This window comes from Mesorhizobium sp. M7A.F.Ca.US.011.01.1.1 (assembly GCF_003998295.1).
GTDB lineage: Bacteria > Pseudomonadota > Alphaproteobacteria > Rhizobiales > Rhizobiaceae > Mesorhizobium.
This window is the reverse complement of record NZ_RZRT01000004.1, coordinates 198,977-224,597: the sequence shown is the minus strand read 5'-3', so window position 1 is coordinate 224,597 and position 25,621 is coordinate 198,977. Positions and strand designations below refer to the sequence as shown.

Sequence of the window (25,621 nt, the reverse complement as noted above, 5' to 3'; positions counted from 1 at the left end):
AATCCGCACAAACGCGACGCGCATCAGTTTCTCGCCTTCGGAAATCTCGCCTGCTGCAGTATGTGCGAGGCCCCTTCGTCGATGTCGCGCACGATGGCAGCGCGGGCGCGCTCGCCATCCTGGGCCTTGATCGCAGCGACGACTTCCTCGTGAAAGTCGATGTCGAGGATGGAGGCGAGGTTATCCTCGAAACCCATGGCAAGGTTCCTGAGGAAAGGGCCGACCTGCATCCATACGGTTTCGATCAGGAAGATCATCTGCTCGTTGCCGCAATGGCGATAGATCGAGAATTTGAAGTCGTGGTTCTTGCGCAGATAATCGTCGATATCGCCTTTGCGGGCCGCCAAAGTCAGGTCGGTGGCGTGGCGTCGGATCGTGCGCAGATTGTTGCCATTGATGCGTTTTGTCGCCAGTTCGGTCGCCGAGCCTTCGAGGATAGTCCGCACCGCGGTCAACTGCGAAAACCGCTCGGCCGATATCGCCGGCACTTCGACGCTGCCGTTCGGCATCGGGCTGAGCGCCCGCAGCGCCTGCAGCCGCATGAAGGCGCTGCGCACCGGCATGTCGCTGGTGCCGAGTTCCCTTGCGAGTTTTCGCGACGTCAGCTTCTGGCCCGGCGTGAACTGGCCGGACATCAGCGCCCGCACAAGTTCCAGATAGACTTTTTCATGCAAGGGAACGGTGTCGACGGCGGTCAACCCGAATTGTGTTTTGTCGGCCATTGGCGGGGCGCTGCTTCATCGGTTCAGAAATCTGTGCGGCCGGCTGGTTTCACCGCTGGGAATTCTGCGTGGCCGAGCCCGGCGAGAACGCCGAAGTCAGCGACTTATCAAGCACATGATAGACGCTTCGATCGTTGCACGGCAAGCCGACGCGTCGCGCCAAGGCTCACGGCTGATTGTCAGGCATATGGCGTCTCTGCCACGCTGTGCAAAACGGTCATCACAAATCTTGACCTCGCATGCACTTGCACCTCTGGCCGCTGTCTGGCTTTTTGGGCTACCCATCGCAACGGAGTGATTCGCATCATGCCACTCGATTGCAAGGTTTCAAGGCAGTCTGCGGGTGGGTCGTGAAGCGCGCGCAATTGGCGAAGGAGACACAGGCATGGCCGAGTTCAAGAAGCCCGAAATCTCCGAGATGAGGCCCAAGATCACCGTGATCGGCGTTGGTGGCGGCGGTGGCAATGCCGTCAACAACATGATCGCGGAGCAGCTTCAGGGTACTGAATTCATCGCCGCCAACACGGACGCCCAGGCGCTGACCATGTCGAAGGCGTCCAGGCTGATCCAGCTTGGCGCCCACGTCACCGAAGGATTGGGCGCCGGATCGCTTCCCGAGATCGGCCGCGCCGCGGCCGAGGAATCGCTCGACGAGATCATGGACCATCTGGCCGGTACGCATATGTGTTTCGTCACCGCCGGAATGGGCGGCGGCACGGGAACCGGTGCGGCTCCAATCATCGCCCAGGCGGCGCGCAAGGCCGGCATCCTGACGGTTGGTGTCGTCACCAAGCCATTCGCCTTTGAAGGCCGGCGCCGCATGCAGATGGCCGAAGAGGGCATCGAGCGGCTGCGCGAGAGCGCCGACACGGTGATCGTCATCCCGAACCAGAACCTGTTTCGGATCGCCGATGCCAAGACCACCTTCGCCGATGCGTTCGTCATTGCCGACCGGGTGCTCTATGCCGGCGTCAGCTGCATCACCGATCTCATCGTCAAGGAAGGCCTGATCAATCTCGACTTTGCCGATGTCAAATCGGTGATGCGCGACATGGGCCGCGCCATGATGGGCACAGGCGAGGCCTCCGGCGAGGGTCGGGCGATGAAGGCGGCGGAAGCCGCGATCGCCAACCCGTTGCTCGACGAAGTGTCGATGAAAGGCGCCAAGGGCGTGCTGGTCTCGATATCGGGCGGCAGGGACATGACCCTGTTCGAGGTCGACGAGGCCGCCACCCGCATCCGCGAAGAGGTCTATGAGGATGCCGACATCATCGTTGGCGCCATCTTCGACAAGGGCATGGAGGGCCGCTTCAGGGTCTCGGTGGTGGCGACGGGTCTCGACCGTGCGTTTGGTGTGGAGGATGCCGAAGCCGGCATCGCGCGCGACCACGCCGGTCAGCCGGCGCGGACGCTTCAATAAGTCATATCGCGCGTTTATCCTCGCCAAGAGTAATTTCTCGGGGGAGACATCGCTGAATAGCAATTGCATTGCCGACGGATCAGATTGACTGGCGCAACTATTGTGTTCAGCTGTATCGATCTCTGGACGGTTGCTGCTACAAGAATCCGTCATAGGCGGCCATCTATACTGGCTCCCCGTATCGTTCGAGCGACGAGAGGCGCGGCTTGGAATTCGACTTGAAAACCATCGAAGCGCTTGCGCCCGATCAGGCGTCGTTGAGCGCCGCTTCCAGGTTGACCAGGCAATCGAACTGGCCACGGCTCGAGAAGAGCGATCAACTGGGGCTCTTCTGGGGGGAGTGCCAGGGTTCCGGCTCCAATCCCTATCGTGTGGTCGTCGACACCGGCGACCATGGCTACAAATGCACCTGTCCGTCGCGGAAATTTCCCTGCAAGCACACTTTGGCGCTGATGTGGATTGCAGCCACCACGCCGGCCAGTTTTGCCGCCGCAGGCTCGACCCCGGAATGGGTGAATGATTGGCTCGGCCGCCGCAGGAAGGCCTCGCCGCAGCCGGCGGCGCCAGCGCCCGGTGCGGGAGGCAAGAGCATTGGCGCTGCCTCGCGCGACGACGAAAGCGCAGACATCGAGGACGCCGCTGCGGTCGAGCGCCGCGAGGCAGCGCAGCGCAAGCGGACGCTGGATACGCAATCCGCGGTGTCGGCGGCGTTGGATGAGCTGGATCAATGGATCGCTGACCAGTTGCGGCTTGGCCTGGCCGGTTTTGTCGACAACAGCAGTGACCGTTGCCGCCGGATTGCTGCACGGCTGGTCGACATGAAGGCGACAGCGCTTGCCGGCCGCATCGACGAGATTCCGTCACGGCTGATGGGGCTGCGCAGCGAGGAGCGCCCGGACGCGGCGATCCGCGAACTCGGCAAGCTTGTGCTGGTGGCCAAGGCCTGGCGATCGACACCAGGCGACGCCGAACTGAGGCGGCTCGTATCGACGTCCGAAAGCCGTGAGCAGGTTCTGGCCAATCCCGATGCCAAACAGGTCGAAAGCGTCTGGGAGGTGCTTGGCGAGAAGATCGAGTCGCGCCGTGACGGTCTCGTCAGCCATTCGACCTGGCTCCTCGACCTGAAGAGCGCGAGCCCGCAATTTGCCCTCTTGCTCGACTATTTTCCGGCCTCGGCCGGTCGCCGGTCGAACGCCTTCACACCGGGCGACCGGTTCGATGCCAGGTTGGTCTTTTACCCGGCACGCCAGCCGCTGCGGGCCTTGGTGGCGGACCGCAAGGGCGACGTCCCGACAGGTGAGTGGCCCGATTTCGGCTTTCACACAGCCGATCCGCTCGCGGCGCATGCTGCTCACCAGAACGCAGCCCCTTGGCTCACCGATTGTCCTGTCATGCTGCCGCCCGGCGCGATCCTGCTGGACGATCGGGGTGCCGCTTGGTGGCAAGCCGCCGGCGATCCGCATGGTATCGCCTTGCCGATTGCCGACACCGTCAATCCAACGCTGCTTGGGCTGGACCTTATGGCAACGGCAGCACTTTGGAATGGCAGCCGGCTTGACCTGCTGGCGGCGCAAAGCGGTTTCGGGAGGCTTGACCTGTCGTGAACGAGATCGAGCAGACCGGCCTGGCGGCCATGCGCGACTGCTGGATCACCGGCGGGATCACCTTCGACCTGGCTCCGGGCGCGTGGAAGGAAATCGCCGGCGGTGCCAGCCCCGACGAGCGCGAACGCCGGCTGCTGGCGATCGCCGCACAAGCTCTCGACATCGCCTTGCGGCCAGCCGCGCCAAAGACGCTGAAACGCCGCCCGCAATTGCCCGAACTCGCCTTGCCGATGCTGCCGGAACGGCTGCGGCCGCTATTGCGAGCCGCGCTAAAGCATGCCGCCGACACAAGAAGCAAGTCGCGTGTGGTCACGCTCGTCGCCAGCCGCGGCTTCGTGCTGCATCCGATGGACTGGATGCCAGCCGCGTCGGATCAGAGCAGTCCGGACGTCTATGCACCCTGGATCGACTGGCAGGCAGGCGCGGACGGCGAAAAACCTGCAAGCCAGGAGCATCTGACGGTGGAAAACTGGGATGACTTCTATCCCGCCGCACGCCGCACCGCGCTCGCCGATATGCGCCGTACCGCACCGGCTTCGGCTAGGCAGCTGATCGAAACCAAGGCATCCGGCGAGCCGGCGGAGATCAGGATTGCACTCGTCGACCTGTTGCGCTTCGGCCTGGGCGCTGACGACGTGCCGTTCCTGAAGAGCCTCTCCGCCGATCGTTCCGGCAAGCTGCGCGAGCTCGCTGGCCGGTTGCTGGCAAGATTGGGAGAGCACGGCTCACCAGGCGATGGCGGGCCGGAAGATCCGACGGCCGAACTCGCTGCCTTCATCGCGGAAGGCAAATCCGGCTTCATCCGCCGCCGCACCAACTACACGCCGGCAAAACTCAAATCGCCGGCGCAGGAAAGACGTCGCGCCGAACTGTTCGAGACCTGCAACCTGGTCGACCTCGCCACGCGCTTCGGCACCACCGAATCCGAGTTTATCGGGGCGTGGCAATTCGGCGCTGAGAACAATGCCGATATCCTTGTTGCCCGAATGGTCGCCGCGTCGGGCAGCGACGCCGCGGTGACGCACATGGCGGATATGCTTGTCGCCGGAGGTGGCAAGCCCGCACTCTTCGTCCTCCACCTCATGGCGCGTCTGGACAGCCGCAGGAAGCGCGTCCTGGTCAGGTCGATCCTGAAGGACACGCAACATCTCGGCGCGCTCAATCTGGCCGAGGGCCTCGAAGCAAGCTGGCTGGAATGGGCCGACCTGACAAACGGCCAGACGCTCCCGGCGCTTCGCTCCGCTGTTGCAGGAAACGATGACGCTGTGAAGCGAGGCGTCGACCAGCTCCTGGAAACTATGGGCTTTCTCGCCACGGCGGCGACGGCGGAGAAATTGATCGGAGACGTCGTTGCGGCCGGTTTGGCGCCGGCAGCGCCGTCACTCGGTCTTCTGCGCCTCAACGCAGCGCTGGCCGAGCCTTAACCGACACATGATCAATCCGGAGAACAGCTAATGAACGCAGCCATCCGTCTTCCGGTCGAGCAGGCCTATGCCGCCGAATTGCAGGCGCTCTCGCGCAATGACGACCGGCAAAGGCCTGCCGGATGGAGCCTTTCGCCAAAGGCGGTCCTTACCTACCTGCTCGGCGGAAAGGCTGACGACGGGACAGTGATAACGCCCAAATATGTCGGCCGGCGCCGGCTGATGGAAACCGCGGTGGCGACGCTCGCCACCGATCACGCGCTGTTGCTGCTGGGTGTTCCCGGCACGGCCAAATCCTGGGTGTCGGAACATCTCGCCGCCGCCATCATGGGCGATTCGACCCTGATCGTGCAGTGCACGGCTGGTACCGACGAGAACCAGATCCGCTATGGCTGGAACTACGCACAGCTTCTGGCAAAGGGCCCAAGCCAGGACGCGCTGGTGCCGACGCCGCTCTACCGCGCCATGCAGGACGGCAAGCTTTGCCGCCTCGAGGAGCTGACGCGCATGGGCTCCGATGTGCAGGACACGCTGATCACCGTGCTGTCCGAAAAGATGATGCCGATCCCGGAACTCAACACCTCGATCTACGCGCAGCGCGGCTTCAACATCATCGCCACCGCCAACAACCGCGACAAGGGCGTCAACGAGCTGTCCTCGGCGTTGAAGCGCCGCTTTAACGTCGTCGTACTGCCCTTGCCCGAAGACATGGCGGAGGAAGTGGCGATCGTCTCCAAGCGGGTCGGCGAGATGGCCGGCGGTCTTGACCTGCCGGTGCCGAAGAATGTCGGTGAGGAGATCGCGCGCGTGCTGACCATTTTTCGCGAGTTGCGCTCCGGCGCTACAGCCGACGGCAAGGTGACGTTGAAGACGCCGTCCGGTTCGCTGTCCACGGCCGAAGCCATTGCCACCATGGTCGGCGGCCTCAGCCAGGCGGCCTGGTTCGACAGCGGCAAGCTCGGCGCCGAAGGTCTTGCCGCCAGCCTCGTCGGTGCGATCGTGAAGGATCCGGTGCAGGACAAACTGGTGCTGGAGGAGTATCTGGAAACCGTGCTCAAGAAGCGGCCAGACTATGCCGGCTACTACGCGGCCTTGGCCGCGGCGATCTGACGCTATGGCGCTTAGCGACGTTTCCTATTTCGGCATACGCCATCACGGGCCAGGCTCCGCCGACAGCCTGGTGCAGGCGTTGCAGGAGTTGAAAGCGGTCGCCGTGCTGATCGAAGGACCGGCCGACGCCAGCCCGCTGCTGCCGTTGCTGGCCCACCCCGAAATGCAGCCGCCGGTGGCGCTGCTCTGCTATCCCGAAGACGATCCGGCCTCGACAAGCTTCTGGCCCTTCGCCGAATTCTCGCCGGAGTACCAGGCGACGCTCTGGGCCGTCACCAACAATGCGGCAGTGCGCTTCATCGATTTGCCGTCTTCAGCCCGCACTGCGCCGATTGAGGTCGTGGGGGAAACCGATAGCGATGGAACGGAAGCCAACGTCGAGGCTGACTTGGCGCCGCATCTGCGGGACCCGATCGGAACGCTGGCACAAGCTGCCGGCTATGAAGATGGCGAAAGCTGGTGGGCTGATATCATCGAGCAGAACCCTGAGCCCGGCCCGATCTTCGCGGCAATAGCCGACGCGATGACGACGTTGCGCGAAGGCGAAGGTCCGCTTGCCGAATTCGAGGCAAAGCGCGAAGCGCATATGCGACTTGAAATCGCTGCCGCGCGCAAGGAATTCGAGGGGCCGATCGCTGTCGTCTGCGGCGCTTTCCACGTGCCGGCACTGCAGGCGACGCGACCGCTGAAAGAGGACCAGGCGCTACTCAAGGGGCTCGCCCGCCGCAAAAGCATGATGACCTGGGCGCCGTGGACGGGGCCGCGCCTGGCGCTGGGCTTCGGTTATGGCGCCGGCGTTGTCGCGCCCGGCTGGTGCAAGCATCTGTGGCAGACGCGCGGGCAAGGGGACTCCTCGGTCCTGTGGCTGGCGAAGATCGCGGCGGTCCTGAGGGCCAAGGGGCACATGGTCTCGACCGCCTCGCTGATCGAAGCCGAACGGCTGGCCCGCACGCTGGCTGTGATCCGTGAACGGCCAAAGCCCGGTTTCGAGGAATTGCGTGACGCCGCGATCGCCGCCCTGTTCAACGGGGAAGCGCTGCTGTGGGCGCTGGTCGAAGCCGAATTGCTGCTGGGCGCCGATGTCGGTGAAATTCCGCCGGACACGCCGCTGGCGCCGCTGATCGAGGACCTACAGCGTAACCAGAAGGCGGCACGGCTGAAGCCCGAGGCGCTGGAGCGCGAATTGTCGGTCGATCTGCGCAGCGAGAGCGGGCTGTTTCGGTCGACCTTGCTGCACCGGCTGTCCGTGCTTGGCGTGCATTGGGGCAAGCTGACCGACAGCGGCCGCAGCCGCGGCACCTTTCGCGAGCGCTGGATGCTGTCGTGGGAACCTGAATATGCCGTTCGACTGGTCGAGAACCTGGTCTACGGACCAACCATCGAAAAGGCGGCCAATGGCCGGCTGATCCAGATGATCGGCGCGGCGACGTCTCTTGATGCGATGGCCGCACTGGTCCAGGGCGCCATCACGGCAAACCTGTCGGAAGCGTCGGCGGCCGGTCTCGCGGCATTGGAGGAACGGGCGGCGCGCAGCAGCGAATGCCTGGAAATCCTGACATCGGTGCCGCCGCTCGCCGACATCATCCGCTACGGCGAGGCTCGCAAGACGGAAACCGCCCGTCTGTCCGGCCTCCTGGAGCGGCTGATCGTCGAAGGCGGGATCGCACTTGCCTATGCCGCCCGCGACCTCGATGCCCAGGCATCCACGACGCTGGTCGGCGCCATGCGCAAGGCCGACGAAGCGATCAGTCTGGTCGAGCCTGAACAGGACGTGCTGGACACCTGGCGCAATGGACTGGCTGCGGTGCTCGATGGATCGGGCTCGACGGCGCTGGTGGCAGGCTGTGCCGCGCATCTGCTCTACGAAGCCGGCCATTTGTCAGCCGACGCGGCAACCGGTCTGATCGCACGACGTCTGTCTCCAGGAACGCCGGTCACCGAGGCTGCAGGGTTCTTCGAGGGTTTTTTCAGCACTGCCGGCCAACGGCTGATCTACGACGAGGGCCTGCGCGGTGCGGTGGATGCCTGGCTCGCATCCCTCGACGAAGACGCCTTCATTGCTCATCTGCCGTTGCTGCGCCGGGTCTTTTCGCATCTGGACTCGATGGAGCGGCGGCGGTTGATCGAAGCGGTGCTCGGCCGCACCGCACGGCTGCCTGCCGGACTGACGCCGACTCCGGATGGCGGCGAAGCGTGGCGCCGGCATCTGGAACGGCTTGGACCCCTGCTGATGAGCGAGGCCAGCAATGGATGACGACGCCGAAATCAGCGAGCCAATCCAAGCCGGCGACGGACGGGAGCGCCGCTGGCGCATGGCGATCGGTGCCGATGAGGAAACCTCGTCAGCGCTGTCCGACACCGACAAGCGGCTTTCCGCGGCGCTCGATGCGCTTTACGGCGATGGTGCCGGCGATGCGGCTGCCGATCCGCGCAAGCGGCGCGGCGGCCTCGGCCGCTCGGCGCCAAGGGTGGCACAGTGGATGGGCGATATCAGGTCGTTCTTTCCCGCACAGGTCGTCCAGATCGTCCAGAAGGATGCCTTCGAACGGCTCAACCTGAAGCAGATGCTGATGGAGCCGGAATTCCTCAAAGCGATCGAGGCCGACGTCAATCTCGTCGCCGACCTGATTTCGCTCCGCTCGGACATGCCGGCCAAGACCAAGGACATTGCGCGCACGATCATCGCCGATATCGTTGCCAAGCTGATGCAGCGGCTGGAACAGAAGACAGCCGAGGCGATACGCGGCGCGGTCGACCGATCGCAGCGCACCAACCGCCCACGCCAGCGCGACATCGACTGGCCGCGTACGATCTCAGCCAACCTTCGCCATTACCAGCCCGAGCACAAGACCATCGTGCCGGAGAAGCTGGTCGGCTTCATGCGCAAACAGCGAAGGCTGGTCGACCTGGATGAGGTGGTGCTGTGCGTCGACCAGTCGGGCTCTATGGCAAGCTCGGTGATCTACGCCTCGATATTCGCGGCGGTGATGGCCTCCCTGCCGGTGGTGCGGACCAAGCTTGTCTGCTTCGACACGGCAATCGTCGATCTGACCGAGGAGCTTAGCGATCCTGTCGAAGTCCTGTTCGGCGTGCAGCTGGGCGGCGGCACCGACATCAACCAGGCCGTGGCCTATTGCGCGGACCGCATCGAACGGCCGACCAAGTCGCATATGGTGCTGATCACTGACCTTTATGAGGGCGGCAACGGGCAGGAATTGCTGCAGCGGCTTGCTGCACTCGTTCGCTCCGGCGTCAACGTCGTGGTGCTCCTGGCGCTGACCGACCAGGGCAGGCCGGGTTATGACCCGAAGATGGCAGGCTCGGTGGCCGCCCTCGGCATTCCGGTCTTTGCCTGCACGCCGGATCTGTTTCCAGACATGATGGCGGCGGCATTGCGTCGGGAAGATATCGGCGCATGGGCGGCTGGCGCAGATATCAAGCTGGTTCGTGCCGAGGCCGAGACTCCGGAGTAAAACAGCCATCGCCAGAGCTGCCAGGATGCTTCTGGCAGCTCTGGGATAAATCGCTGGAGCTCAGCCGAACTTCGGGTCGAGGCTGCCCGACTTATAGCGCTTGGCCATTTCGGCGACCGGCAGCGGCTTGATTTTCTGCGCGTTGCCGGCGGTGCCGAACTGTTCGAAGCGCTCTTTGCAGAGCTTGCGCATGGCCGCCATGGCCGGTGTCAAATATTTGCGCGGATCGAACTCGCTCGGGTTCTCGGTCAGCACCTTGCGGATCGCGCCGGTCAGCGCCATGCGGTTGTCGGTGTCGATGTTGATCTTGCGCACGCCGTGCTTGATGCCGCGCTGGATTTCCTCGACCGGCACGCCCCAGGTCGGCTTCATCTGGCCGCCATATTTGTTGATGATTTCCTGCAGGTCCTCGGGCACCGAGGACGAGCCGTGCATGACCAGATGCATGTTCGGCAGCCGGCGGTGGATCTCCTCGATGACGTTCATGGCCAGCACCGCGCCGTCGGGCTTGCGCGAGAATTTGTAGGCGCCGTGGCTGGTGCCCATGGCAACCGCCAGCGCATCGACATGGGTGTCCTTGACGAACTCGACCGCTTGTTCGGGATCGGTCAAAAGCTGGTCGTGGCTGATCGCGCCTTCGACGCCGTGGCCGTCTTCCTGCTCGCCGCCGCCGCTCTCCAGTGAGCCGAGCACGCCGATCTCGCCTTCCACGGACACGCCGCCCCAATGCGCCATGTCGACGACGCGCTTGGTGATGCCGGAATTGTAGGCGTAGTCGGCCGGCGTCTTGCCGTCTTCCTTCAGCGACCCGTCCATCATGACCGAGGTGAAGCCGTACTGGATAGCGGTGACGCAGGTGGCTTCGTTGTTGCCATGGTCGAGATGCATGCAGACCGGAATGTCGGGGTGGATTTCGACCAGCGCGTCGATCAGCTTGGCCAGCACCACGTCATTGGCATAGGCGCGGGCGCCGCGGCTTGCCTGCAGGATGACCGGTGACTTGGTCTCCTCGGCGGCCTCCATGATGGCGAGGCCCTGTTCCATGTTGTTCATGTTGAAAGCGGGCACGCCGTAGCCGTATTCGGCGGCGTGGTCGAGCAATTGTCTCAGTGTTATGCGAGCCACCCAATAGTCTCCCGTATCTGGTTTCAAGCGCAACGTCGCGGGCCGGCCGGTTGCCGGTCGGCCCTTGATGCTTCTGGCGGGATTTCAACGGAACCGCAACCTTCAGAGCTCTTCTCGATCGCAATTCTTGTTGCAGGGTTGAAATCCGGCCGTTTTGGTGACTTAAGCCGCGATCAACTCCCGCGCCGCCAGGAGTTGCACGCAGGCGTTCGCCGCTTCCTTGCCCTTGACCGTGAAGTGCTCGAAGAAGAAGCGGTGGTGCTCGGCGCTGTCGTGGTAGTTGTGTGGGGTGAGCACCGCCGACAGCACCGGCACGCCAGTCGACAGCTGCACGTTCATCATGCCGTCGATGACAGCACTTGCGACGAATTCATGCCGGTAGATGCCCCCATTGACGACAAAGGCGATGCCGAGGATCGCGGCATAGCGGCCGGTCGCGGCCAGGGTCTTGGCATGCAGGGGAATTTCATAGGCGCCGGGCACGTCGAAGACATCGACGGTGAAGCGCTCGCCTCCGATGCCGGCCAGTTCCGCCTCGAAGGCCTGTACGCACTGGTCGACGATATCGGCATGCCAGCGAGCGCGAATGACGGCGATGCGAGTCGTTTCATAGTCTTTATGGGAATGCTGATTCATGGGTCCATCCTTCCGTTTCGAACCAGAATCAGGACGCACGATACGGATTAAGCCCGCGAAAAGCGGGCCGGCTTCCGTTTCGTTCTCTTCCATCCGGACTCTAACCGTCGGCTCCGGAATCACACCGGATCTGCTGACCTTTCCGAAACCGGAAAGCGCTCGCGGGCTCAGGCCGAAACCTTTACCGCCGGTGGGGACTTTCACCCCGCCCTGAGAACATTAACGGCTTTGTATGAAAGGGCAGGGCGCTGCTGTCAACCGTGAGAAGGTTGGACCAAGTCCGTTCGATTACCGCGTGCGCCACGCCGCTGCCGAAGCGGCAACCAGCATCAGCAATGCCGCGACCATTGCGCAGGTGGCAAAACCAAAGCTGGAGTAGAGCGGCCCGAAGCTGGTGGTGCCGACGAAGACTGCGAGATAAGTCACCGCGCTGTTCAGGCCCATGATCGTGCCGCGCCGCGACGGATCGAGCGCCGACAGGCGCATCACCAGGACATTCAGGCCGAAATGATTGGCCAGTCCCCAGATCGCCACCATGGTCAAGGTCAGCCCGAAACTGCCGCTCGTCGTGGCCATTGCGACGTAGACGACGGCAACCAGAAGATAGGCGAACGGCATGACGCGCCGCGCACCCAGTCTGTCGATGACGCCGTCGAGCAGAGCAGCGGTGCCGAAGCCTATGCCGTAGGCAAGCGCCGCCAGGCCATTGGCGCTCACCGGCTGTCCGAGCCCGACATGAAGATGGTCGCCGAGATAGCCATAGACGCCGTAGAACGAAGTCATGAAGGCCGCGCATGCGACCAGCAGCGGCAGGATTCCGGGAATGCCGAGCGCTTCCAGCGGGGCGGGCGCCGGTCCGGCCTTCCTGATGTCGCTGAGCGACGTCACCGTCAGCCCCATCCATGCAAGGGCCGCAAGCACCGCGACCGCTGCGAAAACGGCGCGCCAATGCACAAGATCGGCAAGCACGGCCGAAAGCGAAACGCCGGCGACCATGCTGAGCGTCCATCCGGTCAGCACGACGCCGATCGTGCCGCTCTCTCTGCCCGGTGGAGCGATGGCCGCGGCGCTGGCATAGATCGCGGGCATGGCGATGCCGGCAGCGATGCCGGCGAGTAACTGTGCCGCGACCAGCATGATCACCGTGGGTGCGGCGGCACTCGCAACCAGCGCCAGTGCCAGCAGCAACAAAGCCCCCTGCAGCATCCGGCGTGCGCCGAGCCGGTCGATGTAGCGCGCCAGGAACAGGGCGCTTGCGGAGGTGCCGAGGCCGAACGCGGCCGCCGCAATCATCACGGCAGGCACGCTGGTTCCGAACGACGAGGCGACAGCCGGTGCAATCGGACCCAGCACAAGCGAGTTCGAACCGATGACGGCAATGCATCCGGTCAGCAGATAAGCCACCGCCGGGATCGGGGCGCGGGCGCTTGGCGCCAATGATGCAACTTGATCTGTGTTCGACATATCGTCATGATCGCCGTATTCTATTCAGCTGCAATCGAGAAATTGGCCATGGATGAAGAAACAGATGGTATTCCGCAGAACAAGGCGGCGACCCGCGACCTCGATGCGATAGACCGAAGAATATTAGGCGTCCTGGTCGACGACGCCACGATCAGCTACGCCGAACTGGGCGATCGCGTGGGCTTGTCGCCTCCTGCCGCGCACGAGCGCGTCAAACGCCTTCGGCGCAGCGGCGCCATCCGCAACACAGCGGCCATCATCGATCCCCGGGCGGTGAAAAAGCCGCTGCTGGCTTTCGTGCATATTGATACCAAAGGCTGGGGGAAGACTCCGGAACTGATGGCAGTTTCACAATATCCGGAAGTCGAGGAGATCCATTCGGTTGCCGGTGACAGCTGCATGCTGCTCAAGGTCCGCACCGAGGACACCAGGGCACTCGAAGGATTGCTGTCGCGCCTTTACGAAACGCCTGGCGTCACCTCGACACGCAGCTACGTGGTGCTGTCGACTTATCTCGAGCGGCCGGTGCAGCCCGGCACCACCACCGAGTGGCCAACGCCAAGGCATATGGCCAAGCCGCTGTATTGAGGGTTCGACGACCGGCTCCTACCCGCGCTCGGGAAACATCGCCTTCAAGCCTTCGCGCGATGCCTTGGCGACGCCGCGCTCGGTGATCAGGCCGGTGACCAGCCGCGCCGGCGTCACGTCGAAGGCCGGGTTGGCCGCAGGCGTCGTCTCCGGCGAAATGCGCACCTGGGCAATCTCGCCGGCAGCGGTCTTGCCCCAGACCAGCGAGACCTCGTCGGCCGAGCGCTGCTCGATCGGGATCTCGGCCAGTCCGTCATGCACGGTCCAGTCGATGGTCGGCGACGGCAGCGCGACATAGAACGGCACATCATTGTCGGCGGCTGCGAGTGCTTTCAGATAGGTGCCGATCTTATTGCAGACATCGCCGTCGGCCGTGGTGCGGTCGGTGCCGACGATGACCATGTCGATCTCGCCGCGCTGCATCAGATGGCCGCCGGCATTGTCGACGATCAGCGTGTGCGGCACGCCGTGCCCGGCCATCTCCCAGGCGGTCAGCTGGGCGCCCTGGTTGCGCGGCCGCGTTTCATCGACATAGACATGGACCGGAATGCCGGCTTCTGTGGCCAGGTAGATCGGCGCGGTCGCCGTGCCGTAATCGACTGTCGCCAGCCAGCCGGCATTGCAGTGGGTCAGGATGTTGACCGGCTCGCCCTTCTGCTTGCGCGCAGCGATCGCCTTGATGATGGCGAGACCGTTCTCGCCGATGGCGCGGTTGAGGCCGACATCCTCGTCGGCGATCTCACTGGCCCGCCGATAGGCGGCTGCCGCGCGTTGTTCGGGAGGCAAAGGCCGCAGGAAGCGCCGCATCTCGTCCAGCGCCCAGCGCAGATTGATCGCCGTCGGCCGCGTCTCGTGCAGGGTCTCCCACACGGCGTCGAGCGCTGCATCCGACGGATCGTCGGCCATCTGCATGGCGACGCCGTAGGCAGCGGTGACGCCGATCAGCGGCGCGCCGCGTACCCACATATCGCGGATGGCGGTGGCGATGCCGTCGACCGTGCCGATCGTTTCGATGCGGAAATCATGCGGCAGCCAGCGCTGGTCGATGATATCGACCGAACGGCCGTCGTCGCTCAGCCAGATGGTGCGATAGTGGCGGTCGCCGACGTTCAAATGCTGCTCTCCTGTTCGATCAGCGCGGCCAGTTGGTTGACCTCGTCGATGCTGTGGATCTGGCGCCGGTTGACGGCGAGGTGACGGCCGAATTTCAGCGCCTTTGCTTCACAACTGGCGCGCAGATCCTCATCGGCAATGGTCTCGAAATCGGCATTGTGGGCGAGGCCGAGGATGCGCCTGTGCACCTCGATGCCGGCAAAGCCGAGCAGGTCGGTCCACATCTGGTGCAGAACATGGTCGAGCGCCTGCTCCGCACCGAGCCTGTCGCCCTGATCCTCGAACAGGCTCCTCTGGTAGAGCATGCCGGTGCGTTCGGTCCGCCATAGATGCGAGAACTCGGCGCGGAACACCGCCCAGGTCTCGGTCGTCACCCCGAGCAGATAGGCGCGCATGGCGTCGCGCTTTCCCTCCTGCTCGTGGCCGCGCTGCGAGAAGAACGACATCCAGAAATTGGCGAGCAGCATGCCGACATCGAAGGCCATCGGGCCGTAGAAGGCAAACTCCGGATCGATCATCCGGGTTTCCGTGTCGGTGACCATGATCGAGCCGGAATGCAGATCGCCATGCAGCAGCGTTTCGGCATTGGCGGCGAAGATGTGCTTCAGCCGCTGCGCCTCGACCTTCAGGTCACGGTCGGCGCGCAGTTCGGCGACCAGGCCGTCGAGCTGCGGCGAGGTGTGCCGGTTCATCTTGGCGTCGAAATAGGGGTCGGAAAACACCAGGCTTTCGGTGATGTCGCAGAGCTCGACATTGTCGGCGAACAGCGCCAGATCGGCCTTGCGGTCCTTGGCGGCCATGTGCAGGTCGGAGCCGCGAAACAGCGTCCGGGCCATGAACAGGCCGATGTCCCGGGCAATGTTCGGCAGCTGGCGGCCATCGATCAGGGCGCGGCGCAGGATGATGTGCGGCGGCGCAAGATATTCCATGATGATCAGCGCCTGGCCTTCATCGAAATAATGGATCGCCGGCACCGAGCCTGGCGCGCGCGCCTCTTGCCTGGTCAGCGCGTGATATTCGAAGAAGGAGCGCTTCAACGGCAGCGGCCAGCTGTCGCCGACCAGGCGAACATAGGGCAGGGCCTGCTTGACGACGGCTGCACCGCTGGCGCCTTCGACGATGAACACCAGGTTGAGATTACCGTCGCCGACCTCGCGGACCTTCCAGGCGCCAGTGTCCTTGCCGATCTTCGCGCACAGCGCCTCGTTGCCGCCAAGGCGTGCAGCCAGGGTTTCGACCGATAGGGCTTCGAACGGCAATTTTTCAGTCATCGTCATCCTCCCGCTTATGCGCTCCGAACATAACGGACGCATGGCGGCCGGGCCAAGCTAAGAAGCGATCTGGCAATTGTCAATCGTGTTGACAATTGCCGATGCAGCCCATAGCGTCATGTCAGGGAGGAACGCATGGTCGGTAATGCCGTGTTCCGCGTAGAGGGACTGAGGAAATCCTTTGGCCATAACGAGGTGCTTGGCGGCGTCTCGGTCGAATTGCATGCCGGCGAAGTCACCGTGCTGATGGGCGCCAACGGCGCCGGCAAATCCACCCTCGTCAAGATCATCTCCGGTGTCTACGAACGCGGCGGCGGCACGATGGCGCTCGCCGACCAGGATTTTGCTCCGAAAACCCCGGCCGAAGCGATCCGCGCCGGCGTCGTCACCGTGCACCAGAATATCAACGACGGTGTCGTCGCCGATCTCGACGTCGCCACCAACCTGACCCTCGACCGACTGAGCGGCAGCGGTGCGCCGACTCTGTTCAATCCAATGCGCGTGCGGCGGGAGGCCAAGGCGGTTGCCGACCGCATGGGGCTGACCATCGATTTGAAGGCGCGGGTGAACGATCTTTCGCTGGCCGATCGCCAGATGGTGGCGATTGCCCGCGCGCTGGCGCACAAGCCGAAAGTGCTGATCCTCGACGAGCCGACCTCATCGCTCTCCAGCGCCGAGGCCGACCGGCTGTTCGTGCTGATCGACAGGCTACGCGAGCAGGGCGTGGCGATCCTCTACATCTCGCATCGCATGTCGGACATCAGGCGGTTGGCCGATCGCATCGTCTCGATGCGTGACGGGATCATCTCAGGCATTTTCGACAAGAAGCCGCTCGACTATGAAGGCGCGGTCAACGCCATGCTCGGCCGCAAGATCCATCTCGAGCAGATCGTCGTCAGGAATTCGGCCAAGGCCGTCCTCAAGATAGAAGGTCTGCGCATTGCACACGGCGCTCGGCCGATTTCGCTGACGCTCGGCGACGGCGAGGTCGTTGCCATCACCGGTCTCGTCGGCGTCGGCAAGACGGCGCTTGCCGAGACGCTGTTTGGCGTGCGCCAGCCGCTCGCCGGTACAATGGCACTGAACGGCAGGCCTTATGCACCTGAAACAGCCGGCGAAGCGATCGCTGCCGGCGTGTTCCTCGTCGCCAAGGACCGCGGCGAGAATGGCATCGTCCAAGGCTTCAACATCCAGGAAAATATCAGCCTGCCGTTTCACAAGCGCATGTCTCGCTTCGGCATCCTGAGGCGCCGCCTCGAACGCACCACGGCACGCCGGCAGATCGAGGAACTGAGCATCGTCTGCCGTTCCGAGAAGGACGAGATGTCGGAGCTGTCCGGCGGCAACCAGCAGAAGGTGATGGTCGCCCGCTGGATGGCGCAGGAGGCAAGACTGTTCATTCTGGATGAGCCGTTTCAGGGCGTCGATATCTCGGCCCGGCGCGACATTGCCGCCAAGCTCAGGGCCAGTGCCAACGGCCGCGCCACGCTGCTGTTCGTCACCGAGCTCGATGAGGCGCTGGAGACCGCCGACCGCATCCTGGTCATGTCGGAACAGACCATCGTCGGCGAGCACCGCAATGCCGATGTCGATCTCGACCGTCTGCTGGCCGAGGTCGCCGGCGGGCCCCTGCACAGTGCGGCCTGAGCGCGGGCGATAGGAATTGGAATGGAGAGAGCATGGGTTCGGATTGGGTAAAGACGGCAGCAGCGCGCGGGAGCGCCGGATGACATTGCGCGACCACGCCATCCGCTACGGGTTCATCGTGCTCTTGTTCGGGCTCGTCGCCTATTTCTCGATCGCCGCCGACGGTTTCGTTTCGCCGCAAAGTGCCGTCTTCATCTTCCAGTCGGTCGCCATCACCGGCGTGCTGGCGCTCGGCGTCACCGCCACGCTGGTCGTCGGCGGCTTTGATCTGTCGATCGGATCGGTCGCCACGTCAGCCATGATGGCGGCCGCCTATGTGATGGTGGTGCTGGAGCAGAACGCCCTTGTCGCGGTCGTCGTCTGCCTGCTGATCGGCGCCGTTGTCGGCCTGATCAATGGCTGGCTGATCGTCTACATGCGCGTGCCCGATCTGCTGGCGACGCTCGGCATGATGTTCCTGCTGGTCGGGCTGCAGCGCATCCCGACCGAAGGCCGCTCGATCGCCACCGGCATGACCATGCCGGACGGTTCGGTCGCCAACGGCAAATTCTCCGACGCCTTCCTGGCGCTCGGCCGCCACCGCTTCGACTTCTTCATCCCGAACCTCATTCCGGTGTCGGTAGTCGTGCTGCTCGTGCTCGCCGTGCTGATCTGGTTCTTTCTCGAATACACCCGCTTCGGGCGCATGATGTATGCCGTAGGCAGCAATGAGCGCGCCGCCGAACTCGCCGGTGCGCCTGTCAAGGCATACAAGATCTGGGCCTACGTTATTTCAGGAGTTTTTGCCTCGATCGGCGGTATTTTGCTCGCTGCCCGGCTTGGACGCGGCGACATCGCCTCGGGTAATAATCTGCTGCTCGATGCGGTTGCCGCGGCGCTGATCGGCTACGCGGTGCTTGGCGCCGCAAAGCCGAACGCCTTTGGCACCGCCATCGGCGCGCTGTTCGTCGGCATCTTGCTGCAAGGCCTGACGATGATGAACGCGCCTTACTACACGCAGGATTTCGTCAAGGGCGTGGTTCTGGTCGTCGCCCTTGTCTTCACCTTTGCGCTTTCGGGCAGGGGCAGGAGGTAGCTTTCGGCCGGAACAGGATTTTCGAGTTCAACAAGAGTGGAGGAAAACAAAGTGAGCATTACAAGAAGACTTCTGGGGAAGGTGGCGCTCGGATTGGCCGGCGCAACCATGCTGATGCAGGTCCCGGCTTTTGCCGCGGACAAGCCGGCGCCTTTCGACAAGCCCGGCGTCAAGATCGCGCTGGTGCGTTATCTCTCGACCGGTGACTTCTTCCAGGCCTATCTCTCGGGCGTCGAGGCACAGTCGAAGGCGCTCGGCATCGACCTGCGCGTCCTCGACAGCCGCCAGGATGCCGCCCTTCAGTCCGACATGGTCGATCAGGCCATCGCGCTCGGCGTGCAGGGCATCATCATCCAGCACGGCCTGACGGAATCGATGAAGGACGCCGCCCAGCGTGCGGTCGACGCCGGCATCAAGGTGGTGGCGTTCGACGTCAATGTCGAAAATCCCAAGATCCCGCAGATCGAACAGTCCGACCGCGACCTGGCGCGCCTCGCGCTCGAGCAGGCTGTCAAGGACAATGGCGAAAGCTGGAATGCCGGCTATGTCTATGTCGCCGGCATCGCGCCGCTCGACCGCCGCAACGAGACCTGGGTCGACGTCAAGAAGAAGTATGCCGGCATCAAGGAAGTCGCGATGTTCGGCACGCTCGACAATCCGATTGCCAACTCCGTCGCCAACCAGGCGCGTTCGGTGCTGACGGCGCATCCCGACATCAAGGTGATGTTCGCTCCCTATGACGAATTCGCCAAGGGCGTGAAGATCGCTGTCGACGAAGCAGGCTTGAACAAGGGCATCAAGATCTATTCGGCTGACATTTCGACCTCAGATATTGCTGCGATGCGTGAGCCCGACAGCGCCTGGGCCGCGACCGCCGCGACCAATCCGGCCGTCGTCGGCCAGGTCTCGGTGCGTGCGCTGGCGCAGCTGCTGGCCGGCGAAGATCCCGGCCACAACGTCGTCGTGCCGCCGACGCTGATCACCCAGAAGGACCTCATCGACAAGGACATCAAGAACATGGAGGACCTGTCGGCCAAGCTGCCGCAGTTCGCCCATGCCGATGTCGCGATGCCGGCCTGGATGCCGAACCCCAACGCGAAGTAAGTTGGACCTCTGACAAAGAAAGGGCGGCGCTCGTGCCGCTCTTTCCATGTGAATGCTCAACCTCTCCCGATTACAGCCAGTGTTCCGGATCGCGCATCCCGTGGACAATCGCCACCACCAAGACACCTTCCGGCTGCGGTTCGTAGATGACGATATAGCGGCCTTCGATGAGCACACGGGCCGTCGGGCTCAATTCCGGTCGGGCCGTGCCCATCTTTGGGTGCTGTGCCGTCAGTTCCAGTTTGTCAAAAATTCGCATGAGCAGCTTGTCCGCTGCCTTTTCGTTGTCGATTGCGATGGTATGCCAGATATCTCGCAGCTCCTGCGAGGCGCGTGGTGTGAGCCGATATCTAGCCACGGGCGCGGCGTTCTGCCTTCAGGCCGCGTAGAAACTCAGTGGGTTCGACTTCCAACGGCTTGCCGCTAGCCATGCCCTCGGCATAGGCCCGTTTCAAATGTTCGAGTTCCAAGGCTCGCAATTCTTCGCGCTGCTCCCACAGACGAAGGGCGTCACGAACAATCTCGCTGTTGGAGGCATATCCTCCGCCTTCGACGGCGCTTTGCAGGCGAGCAACCTGCTGAGGGGTAAGGGATATGGTAAGGGTACGCATTGGTTCGGTTTTCATTCCCAACCTGTAGCAGACCTAACAAGAATTAACAATTGTTGTTAGGGTTGCGCCTGCGCCTTGCCCCGCTGCCTCGCGGCAGCAGGGTGATCAAGGCAGGATTCCCTACCGCAACGCCGCCGCGATGTTGCCACCATCGACCGTCGTCACATCGGCGGTGGTGCGGTCGGCCAGCGCGTGATGCAGGAAGGCCTGCGCCACGTCCTGCGCCGTCACTTCCTGGCCGAGCAGATTGCCGGACATGTAGTCCTTCTCCGACACGCCGCGCGCGCCCGAACGGCTGGCGATCATGGCGTCGGTCAGAAGCCCTGAGCGGATGCGGTCGGCGTTGACGGCGTTGGAGCGGATGCCATGCGCGCCATAGTCGAGCGCGTATTGCCGGGACAGGAACAGCGTCGCTGCTTTCGGCACGCCATAGGCGCCGAACTTCGGACCTGGATTGACCGCCTGCTTGGAGGTGTTGAACAAAAGCACGCCGCCTGTGCCCTGCTCGAGCATGATGCGCACGGCATTCTGCGCCACCGATTGGTGGGCGAAGAAATTGAGCTCGAAACTCTTGCGCAGGAGTGCGTCGTCGAGCTCACCGATGCGGCCTTCCCAGGCCGCCCCGGCATTGGAAACCAGGATGTCGACACCGCCGAACACGGCGACGGCTCTGTCGAAGGCGGCACGCACCTGCGCCGGGTCGGTGATGTCGGCGGCGACGCCGATCGAATTGTTGCCGGCCTTCTTCGCCGCGTCGGCAGCCTTTTCGGCGTTGAGATCGACGACGACGGCATGGGCGCCATTGTCGGCGAACAATTTGGCTGTCGCTGCGCCGATTGCGCCGGCGCCGCCGGTGATCAGCACCACCTGGCCAGTCAGTGGCTTCGGCTTGTTGGAGGCGAGCTTGGCCTGTTCCAGCGACCAATATTCCAGCGGGAACAGATCGGCCTTGGAGAGCGGGTGGAAACGGCCGACCGCCTCGGCGCCGCGCACCGCCTCGATCCACATCTCGCCGACATCCGAGGCGATCTTCGCGTCCTTCAGCGTGCGGCCATGGCCGAACATGCCGAGGCCGGGCACCAGCGTCAGCCGCGGCATCTGGTCGAGCATGGTGCGCTTGACGTCGTCGAGCGAATCATTGGTTTCGAAATAGGCGCGATAATCGTTGGCGAACGCGTCGATATGGCTCTTGATCACCGCCTTGTAGTCGCCGGCCTTGTCCGCATCGGGCGCCGGCAGCGCCATCGGCCCGGTCTTGATGCGGATCGACAGATCGGGTGTCGACACGCCGCGCCCGGCATAGTCGGCGATCTCAGCCGAATTGATGAAATCGATAATTGCCGGCGAAGTGCGGAAATCAGAGATCATGCGGTCGAAGCGGCCTTCGCCGCGCGACACCGCCACCGCGCCACGCAGCATCGGCGCGATGGACGCCGGTGTCGCGAGCTTTGCCGGCAAGACTGCCTTTGCCGCCTTCGGCTTGCCGCTTGCGGCAATGAAGTCCTCGGCGACATTCACATAGTGGATCATCCGGTCGTAGGCCTGTTTGGCGTCGTCGCCGAAGGTGAAGATGCCGTGCTTGTCGAGGATCAGGCCCTCGACATCAGGGTCGGCATCGAAGATGTCTGCGGCCGCCTTGGCGAGGTCGAAGCCGGGCATGATATAAGGCACGTAGCCCATCTTGCTGCCGAACACCGTCTTCACCAGCGGCTTGGAGTCTTCCTGGTCGACGATGGCCAGGATGGCGGTCGAGTGCGTGTGGTCGACGAATTTGTGCGGCAGGAAGGCATGCAGCAGCGTCTCGACCGACGGGTTGGGCGAGGACGGATCGATGAGGTTGACGCGTTGCAAGGCAACCATGTCCTCGTCGGCCAGCCTGTTCAACGCGCGCGCCTTGAGCAGCGGCTTGAGCTTGACCGCCGGCAGGCCCTGCGGCTCGATGACGCCCATGTCCCAGCCGCTGCCCTTGACGCACAGCACGTCCCACTGGTCGCCGACGAGGTCGGTTGCCGTCGTCTTGCACGAGGTGTTGCCGCCGCCATGCAGGACCAGCCGTGGTTCGCCGCCGAGCAGCCGGGTCGTGTAGACGCGCAGCGCCAGGTCGCGGCCGACACCCTTTTTCGCGTAGTCGGCGACGAGTTTTTCGGCTGCTTCGTCATTCCACAAATTCTTCATGTTCGCTTCGTCCGGTTGCTGTCTTTGTTGGTGAAACAGGATTGCCGCGACGCTTTGATGACAATGCGCCGGCAGCGGAGAGGAGGATTTCTAGGAGGCCTTTTCTATGGTGGCAGCCGCATGGTCCAGGAGCCGCTGCGCCATGTGCGCGCCGACCACCAGATGTGTGCAAAGGCCGCCCGCGATCGCCGCGAGCAGCGGTTCGAACTTGCTGTCCTCCTGCACCACCACCAACCGCCTGGCGATGGCGCGCAGCGAGGCAAGCTCGGCGGAGATCACCCGCCTGTTATAACTGCAGTCGAGCACCTTGCCCTCGGCATCTATGATCTGCCCGGCAATCACGCCGGCAGCGCCTTGGCTGCGCAGATCCGCCATTTCACTGGGCGTCAGCGCGCCGCATTTGACCAGATGGCTGTCGGCGTCGACCGCGCCGACCGAGTATAATGCCAGGTCGCATTCGCTGACACCCGACAATTGTTCCCGGATCACCGGCTCGGCACGCAGCGCCCGCGCCAGTTCTTCCGTCGACAGCACCAGCGGCGCGTAGAAATTGAGCCCCTTGGCGTTGAGCCGCCGCGCGATCTCCATGGTGCATTGGTCGGGCCGATAGGAATAGGGTGCGCCGAGATTGCCGCAGAGCTGCACCACAGTGACGTCCTGCAGATCGGCATAGGACATGACGTCGGCGATCATGTAGACGGTTCGGCCCCAGGCGACGCCGATACGGTCGCCCTTCTTGACCAGTTCGAGAAAGACACTCGCCGCCAGCACGGCGATTTCCGTCGATGGGTCGGCAATATGATCATTCTCCGGTGCGATCCAGACGGCGTCGAGGCTCAACGCATCCTCGAGCTTGCGCGCCAGAACGTCGTCGGTGAAAAGCTGGGTCGAAGTCGAGATGTTGACGATGCCGGTCTCGCGCGCCTTGCGCAGATACATGGCGACCGAGGCACGGGAAATGTTAAGCTGGCTCGCCACCTGGTCCTGCCGCAGGCCATGGGCATAGTAGAGCCAGGCGGCCTTGTGGATGAGTTGTTCTGCCGGTCGGATCGCCATGCCGTCTCCTCGGCTGACATTATTCACGGCTCTCGACAAAAGTCAAACTGGGCAGAGGTATGCGATACTCCCGCTTACGCCGAATCTGGTTCATCATTGCGCCGAATGCGCTCTGTCGTGGCATCGTTTGTGGTGACGCGGCCCGAGGCTGTGATTAGAACGTCTGAAAGAAAACCGCGGGGGAGCATGGGATGGGCAGTCCTTACGAACAGGATCTCGACAAGAACGCGGCCAACCATCAACCGCTGACACCGCTCACCTATCTGGAGCGCGCGGCCAAGACCTATCCCGACCATCTCGCCATCATTCACGGCCACCAGCGTATCGACTATCGCACTTTCTGGCAGCGGTCGTTGAAGCTTGCCTCGGCGCTCGACAGGCGCGGCATCGGCAAGGGCGACACGGTCACCGTCATGCTGTCAAACACGCCGCCGATGCTGGAGGCGCATTTCGGCGTGCCGATGACCAAGGCGGTGCTGCATTCGCTCAACACTCGCCTCGATGCCGCGGTCGTCGCCTTCCAGCTCGATCATGCCGAGACCAAGGTGCTGATCGTCGACCGCGAATTCTCCAGTGTCGTCAAGCAGGCCCTGGAACTGACCAAGGTCAAGCCGCTGGTCATCGACTATGACGATCCCGAATACGCCGCCGACGCGCCGTATCCGAAGGGTGAGCGCATCGGTTCGCTCGACTATGAGGACTTCATCGCCGGGGGCGACGCGGACTTCGCCTGGTCGATGCCCGACGATGAGTGGGACGCGATCTCGCTGAACTATACCTCCGGCACTACAGGCAATCCGAAGGGCGTCGTCTACCACCATCGCGGTGCTGCCCTGATGGCCTACACCAACACCATTCATGCCGGCATGGCCAAGCACGCCGTCTATCTCTGGACGCTGCCGATGTTCCACTGCAATGGCTGGTGCTTTCCGTGGACGCTCGCAGTCCAGGCCGGCACCCATGTCTGCCTGCGCTGGGTGCGGCCGAAGCCGATCTACGATGCGATTGCCGATCACGGCGTCACCCATTTGTGCGGCGCCCCGGTCGTCATGTCGGTGCTGATCAATGCCAGGGAGGAGGACAAGCGCGAATTCCCGCAGACTGTCACCTTCAACACCGCGGCAGCCCCGCCACCGGAAGCCGTGCTGTCCGGCATGGCGGATGCCGGCTTTGCCGTCACCCATCTCTACGGCCTGACCGAGACTTATGGCCCGGCGGTCGTCAACGAATGGCACGGCGCCTGGGACGATCTCGAAAAGGGTGAGCGCAGCGCCAGGAAGGCGCGGCAGGGCGTGCGCTATGCAGCGCTCGAAGGCCTGACAGTCATGGACCCCGAGACGATGCGGACGACACCGGCCGATGGCGAGACCATCGGCGAGGTCATGTTCCGCGGCAACATCGTCATGAAGGGCTACCTGAAAAACCGCAAGGCGAGCGACGAAGCCTTCGCTGGCGGCTGGTTCCATTCCGGCGATCTCGGCGTCATGCACCCCGACGGCTACATCCAGCTCAAGGACCGCTCCAAGGACATCATCATCTCCGGTGGCGAGAACATTTCCTCCATCGAGGTCGAGGACGCGCTCTACAAGCACCCGTCGGTTGCCTCTTGCGGCGTCGTCGCCAGGCCCGACGACAAATGGGGCGAGGTGCCTGTCGCCTATGTCGAGCTGAAGCCCGGCAAGGTCGCGACCGAAGTCGAGATCGTCGATCACTGCCGCGCGCTGCTTGCCCGGTTCAAGGTGCCGAAGGCGGTCATCTTCGCCGAAATCCCGAAGACCTCGACCGGCAAGATCCAGAAATTCCGGTTGCGGGAAATGGCAAAGGACCTGACTTCGTCATCCTAGGGTGGAGCAGTCGCGAAGCGACGTCGCGGAAACCCTAGGATCCATGCCGTGACCTCTCAGCCATGCTCCAACGGTCGAGAATGAGGGCGCGCTTACCAGCGTAACTTCTTGTCCGCCACACTCTTCGGCAGACGTCGCGGCATGGATCCTAGGTCTGCG

General features: G+C 63.5%; 21 protein-coding genes and 1 riboswitch. Of the genes, 11 read left to right on the top strand and 10 right to left on the bottom strand.

Going from position 1 to position 25,621, the window contains the following annotated elements:
* Positions 1-23: 23 nt before the first annotated feature.
* On the bottom strand, positions 24-722 hold the full coding sequence (locus tag EOA13_RS07900; RefSeq protein WP_127291104.1) for a GntR family transcriptional regulator: 699 nt from the start codon (positions 720-722) through the stop codon (positions 24-26).
* Between the two features lie 385 nt (positions 723-1,107).
* Between EOA13_RS07900 and ftsZ the strand changes: the two genes are divergently transcribed.
* The 6 genes from ftsZ to EOA13_RS07870 all read left to right on the top strand — a co-directional run bounded on the left by ftsZ (position 1,108) and on the right by EOA13_RS07870 (position 9,753).
* Positions 1,108-2,142, top strand: a complete 1,035-nt coding sequence (ftsZ, locus tag EOA13_RS07895; protein ID WP_127291102.1) for a cell division protein FtsZ — start codon at positions 1,108-1,110, stop codon at positions 2,140-2,142.
* A 218-nt stretch (positions 2,143-2,360) separates the two neighbouring features.
* Complete coding sequence (locus EOA13_RS07890; RefSeq protein WP_245490326.1) at positions 2,361-3,746, top strand: SWIM zinc finger family protein; 1,386 nt, start codon at positions 2,361-2,363, stop codon at positions 3,744-3,746.
* Positions 3,743-5,170, top strand: a complete 1,428-nt coding sequence (locus EOA13_RS07885) for a DUF5691 domain-containing protein (protein WP_127291098.1) — start codon at positions 3,743-3,745, stop codon at positions 5,168-5,170. Before EOA13_RS07890 ends, EOA13_RS07885 begins: the two co-directional genes overlap by 4 nt.
* Before the next feature lie 30 nt (positions 5,171-5,200).
* Positions 5,201-6,280: an AAA family ATPase gene (locus tag EOA13_RS07880; protein ID WP_127291096.1), complete on the top strand. Its 1,080-nt coding sequence runs from the start codon at positions 5,201-5,203 to the stop codon at positions 6,278-6,280.
* 4 nt (positions 6,281-6,284) lie between these two features.
* A complete protein-coding gene (locus EOA13_RS07875; protein ID WP_127291094.1) occupies positions 6,285-8,534 on the top strand; it encodes a DUF5682 family protein in 2,250 nt (749 codons plus the stop codon).
* Positions 8,527-9,753, top strand: a complete 1,227-nt coding sequence (locus EOA13_RS07870) for a VWA domain-containing protein (RefSeq protein ID WP_127291092.1) — start codon at positions 8,527-8,529, stop codon at positions 9,751-9,753. Before EOA13_RS07875 ends, EOA13_RS07870 begins: the two co-directional genes overlap by 8 nt.
* 60 nt (positions 9,754-9,813) lie before the next feature.
* Here EOA13_RS07870 and fba read toward each other — a convergent pair whose 3' ends face one another.
* The 3 genes from fba to EOA13_RS07855 form a co-directional block, all read right to left on the bottom strand.
* Positions 9,814-10,878, bottom strand: coding sequence for a class II fructose-bisphosphate aldolase (fba, locus tag EOA13_RS07865; protein WP_013532928.1), 1,065 nt, complete (start codon positions 10,876-10,878; stop codon positions 9,814-9,816).
* A gap of 162 nt (positions 10,879-11,040) precedes the next feature.
* Positions 11,041-11,514, bottom strand: coding sequence for a 6,7-dimethyl-8-ribityllumazine synthase (locus EOA13_RS07860; RefSeq protein ID WP_127291090.1), 474 nt, complete (start codon positions 11,512-11,514; stop codon positions 11,041-11,043).
* Positions 11,515-11,591: 77 nt separating this feature from the next.
* Positions 11,592-11,736: riboswitch (FMN riboswitch) on the bottom strand.
* Positions 11,737-11,802: 66 nt separating this feature from the next.
* Positions 11,803-12,978: an MFS transporter gene (locus EOA13_RS07855; RefSeq protein WP_127291088.1), complete on the bottom strand. Its 1,176-nt coding sequence runs from the start codon at positions 12,976-12,978 to the stop codon at positions 11,803-11,805.
* A gap of 48 nt (positions 12,979-13,026) precedes the next feature.
* On the opposite strand from EOA13_RS07855, the gene EOA13_RS07850 reads away from it, so the two are divergent.
* A complete protein-coding gene (locus EOA13_RS07850) occupies positions 13,027-13,566 on the top strand; it encodes an Lrp/AsnC family transcriptional regulator (RefSeq protein ID WP_127291086.1) in 540 nt (179 codons plus the stop codon).
* A gap of 18 nt (positions 13,567-13,584) precedes the next feature.
* Here the strand turns inward: EOA13_RS07850 and mtnA are convergent, their stop codons facing one another.
* Both mtnA and mtnK read right to left on the bottom strand, forming a co-directional pair.
* Positions 13,585-14,679, bottom strand: a complete 1,095-nt coding sequence (gene mtnA / locus EOA13_RS07845; protein WP_127291084.1) for an S-methyl-5-thioribose-1-phosphate isomerase — start codon at positions 14,677-14,679, stop codon at positions 13,585-13,587.
* On the bottom strand, positions 14,676-15,950 hold the full coding sequence (mtnK, locus tag EOA13_RS07840) for an S-methyl-5-thioribose kinase (RefSeq protein ID WP_127291082.1): 1,275 nt from the start codon (positions 15,948-15,950) through the stop codon (positions 14,676-14,678). The genes mtnA and mtnK overlap by 4 nt, the downstream gene beginning before the upstream one ends.
* A gap of 135 nt (positions 15,951-16,085) precedes the next feature.
* Here mtnK and EOA13_RS07835 point away from each other — a divergent pair, with 135 nt between their 5' ends.
* From EOA13_RS07835 to EOA13_RS07825, 3 genes are all read left to right on the top strand, one after another.
* Positions 16,086-17,597 carry a sugar ABC transporter ATP-binding protein gene (locus EOA13_RS07835; RefSeq protein WP_127291080.1) on the top strand — a complete coding sequence of 504 codons (1,512 nt, stop codon included), beginning with the start codon at positions 16,086-16,088 and terminating at the stop codon, positions 17,595-17,597.
* A gap of 79 nt (positions 17,598-17,676) precedes the next feature.
* A complete protein-coding gene (locus tag EOA13_RS07830) occupies positions 17,677-18,672 on the top strand; it encodes an ABC transporter permease (protein WP_127291078.1) in 996 nt (331 codons plus the stop codon).
* 51 nt (positions 18,673-18,723) lie between these two features.
* The gene (locus tag EOA13_RS07825) at positions 18,724-19,776 is read left to right on the top strand and encodes a substrate-binding domain-containing protein (protein WP_023808755.1); all 1,053 of its coding nucleotides are present in this window, start codon (positions 18,724-18,726) and stop codon (positions 19,774-19,776) included.
* A gap of 70 nt (positions 19,777-19,846) precedes the next feature.
* Here the strand turns inward: EOA13_RS07825 and EOA13_RS07820 are convergent, their stop codons facing one another.
* From EOA13_RS07820 to EOA13_RS07805, 4 genes are all read right to left on the bottom strand, one after another.
* Positions 19,847-20,134: a type II toxin-antitoxin system RelE/ParE family toxin gene (locus tag EOA13_RS07820; protein WP_127291076.1), complete on the bottom strand. Its 288-nt coding sequence runs from the start codon at positions 20,132-20,134 to the stop codon at positions 19,847-19,849.
* On the bottom strand, positions 20,127-20,402 hold the full coding sequence (locus EOA13_RS07815) for a type II toxin-antitoxin system ParD family antitoxin (protein WP_127291075.1): 276 nt from the start codon (positions 20,400-20,402) through the stop codon (positions 20,127-20,129). The genes EOA13_RS07820 and EOA13_RS07815 overlap by 8 nt, the downstream gene beginning before the upstream one ends.
* A 105-nt stretch (positions 20,403-20,507) precedes the next feature.
* Positions 20,508-22,562, bottom strand: a complete 2,055-nt coding sequence (locus EOA13_RS07810; protein ID WP_127291074.1) for a bifunctional aldolase/short-chain dehydrogenase — start codon at positions 22,560-22,562, stop codon at positions 20,508-20,510.
* Positions 22,563-22,652: 90 nt separating this feature from the next.
* Positions 22,653-23,618 (bottom strand): sugar-binding transcriptional regulator, encoded by a 966-nt coding sequence (locus EOA13_RS07805; RefSeq protein WP_127291072.1) that lies wholly within the window; start codon positions 23,616-23,618, stop codon positions 22,653-22,655.
* 191 nt (positions 23,619-23,809) lie between these two features.
* Between EOA13_RS07805 and EOA13_RS07800 the strand changes: the two genes are divergently transcribed.
* The gene (locus EOA13_RS07800) at positions 23,810-25,462 is read left to right on the top strand and encodes an acyl-CoA synthetase (protein WP_127291070.1); all 1,653 of its coding nucleotides are present in this window, start codon (positions 23,810-23,812) and stop codon (positions 25,460-25,462) included.
* Positions 25,463-25,621: the final 159 nt, after the last annotated feature.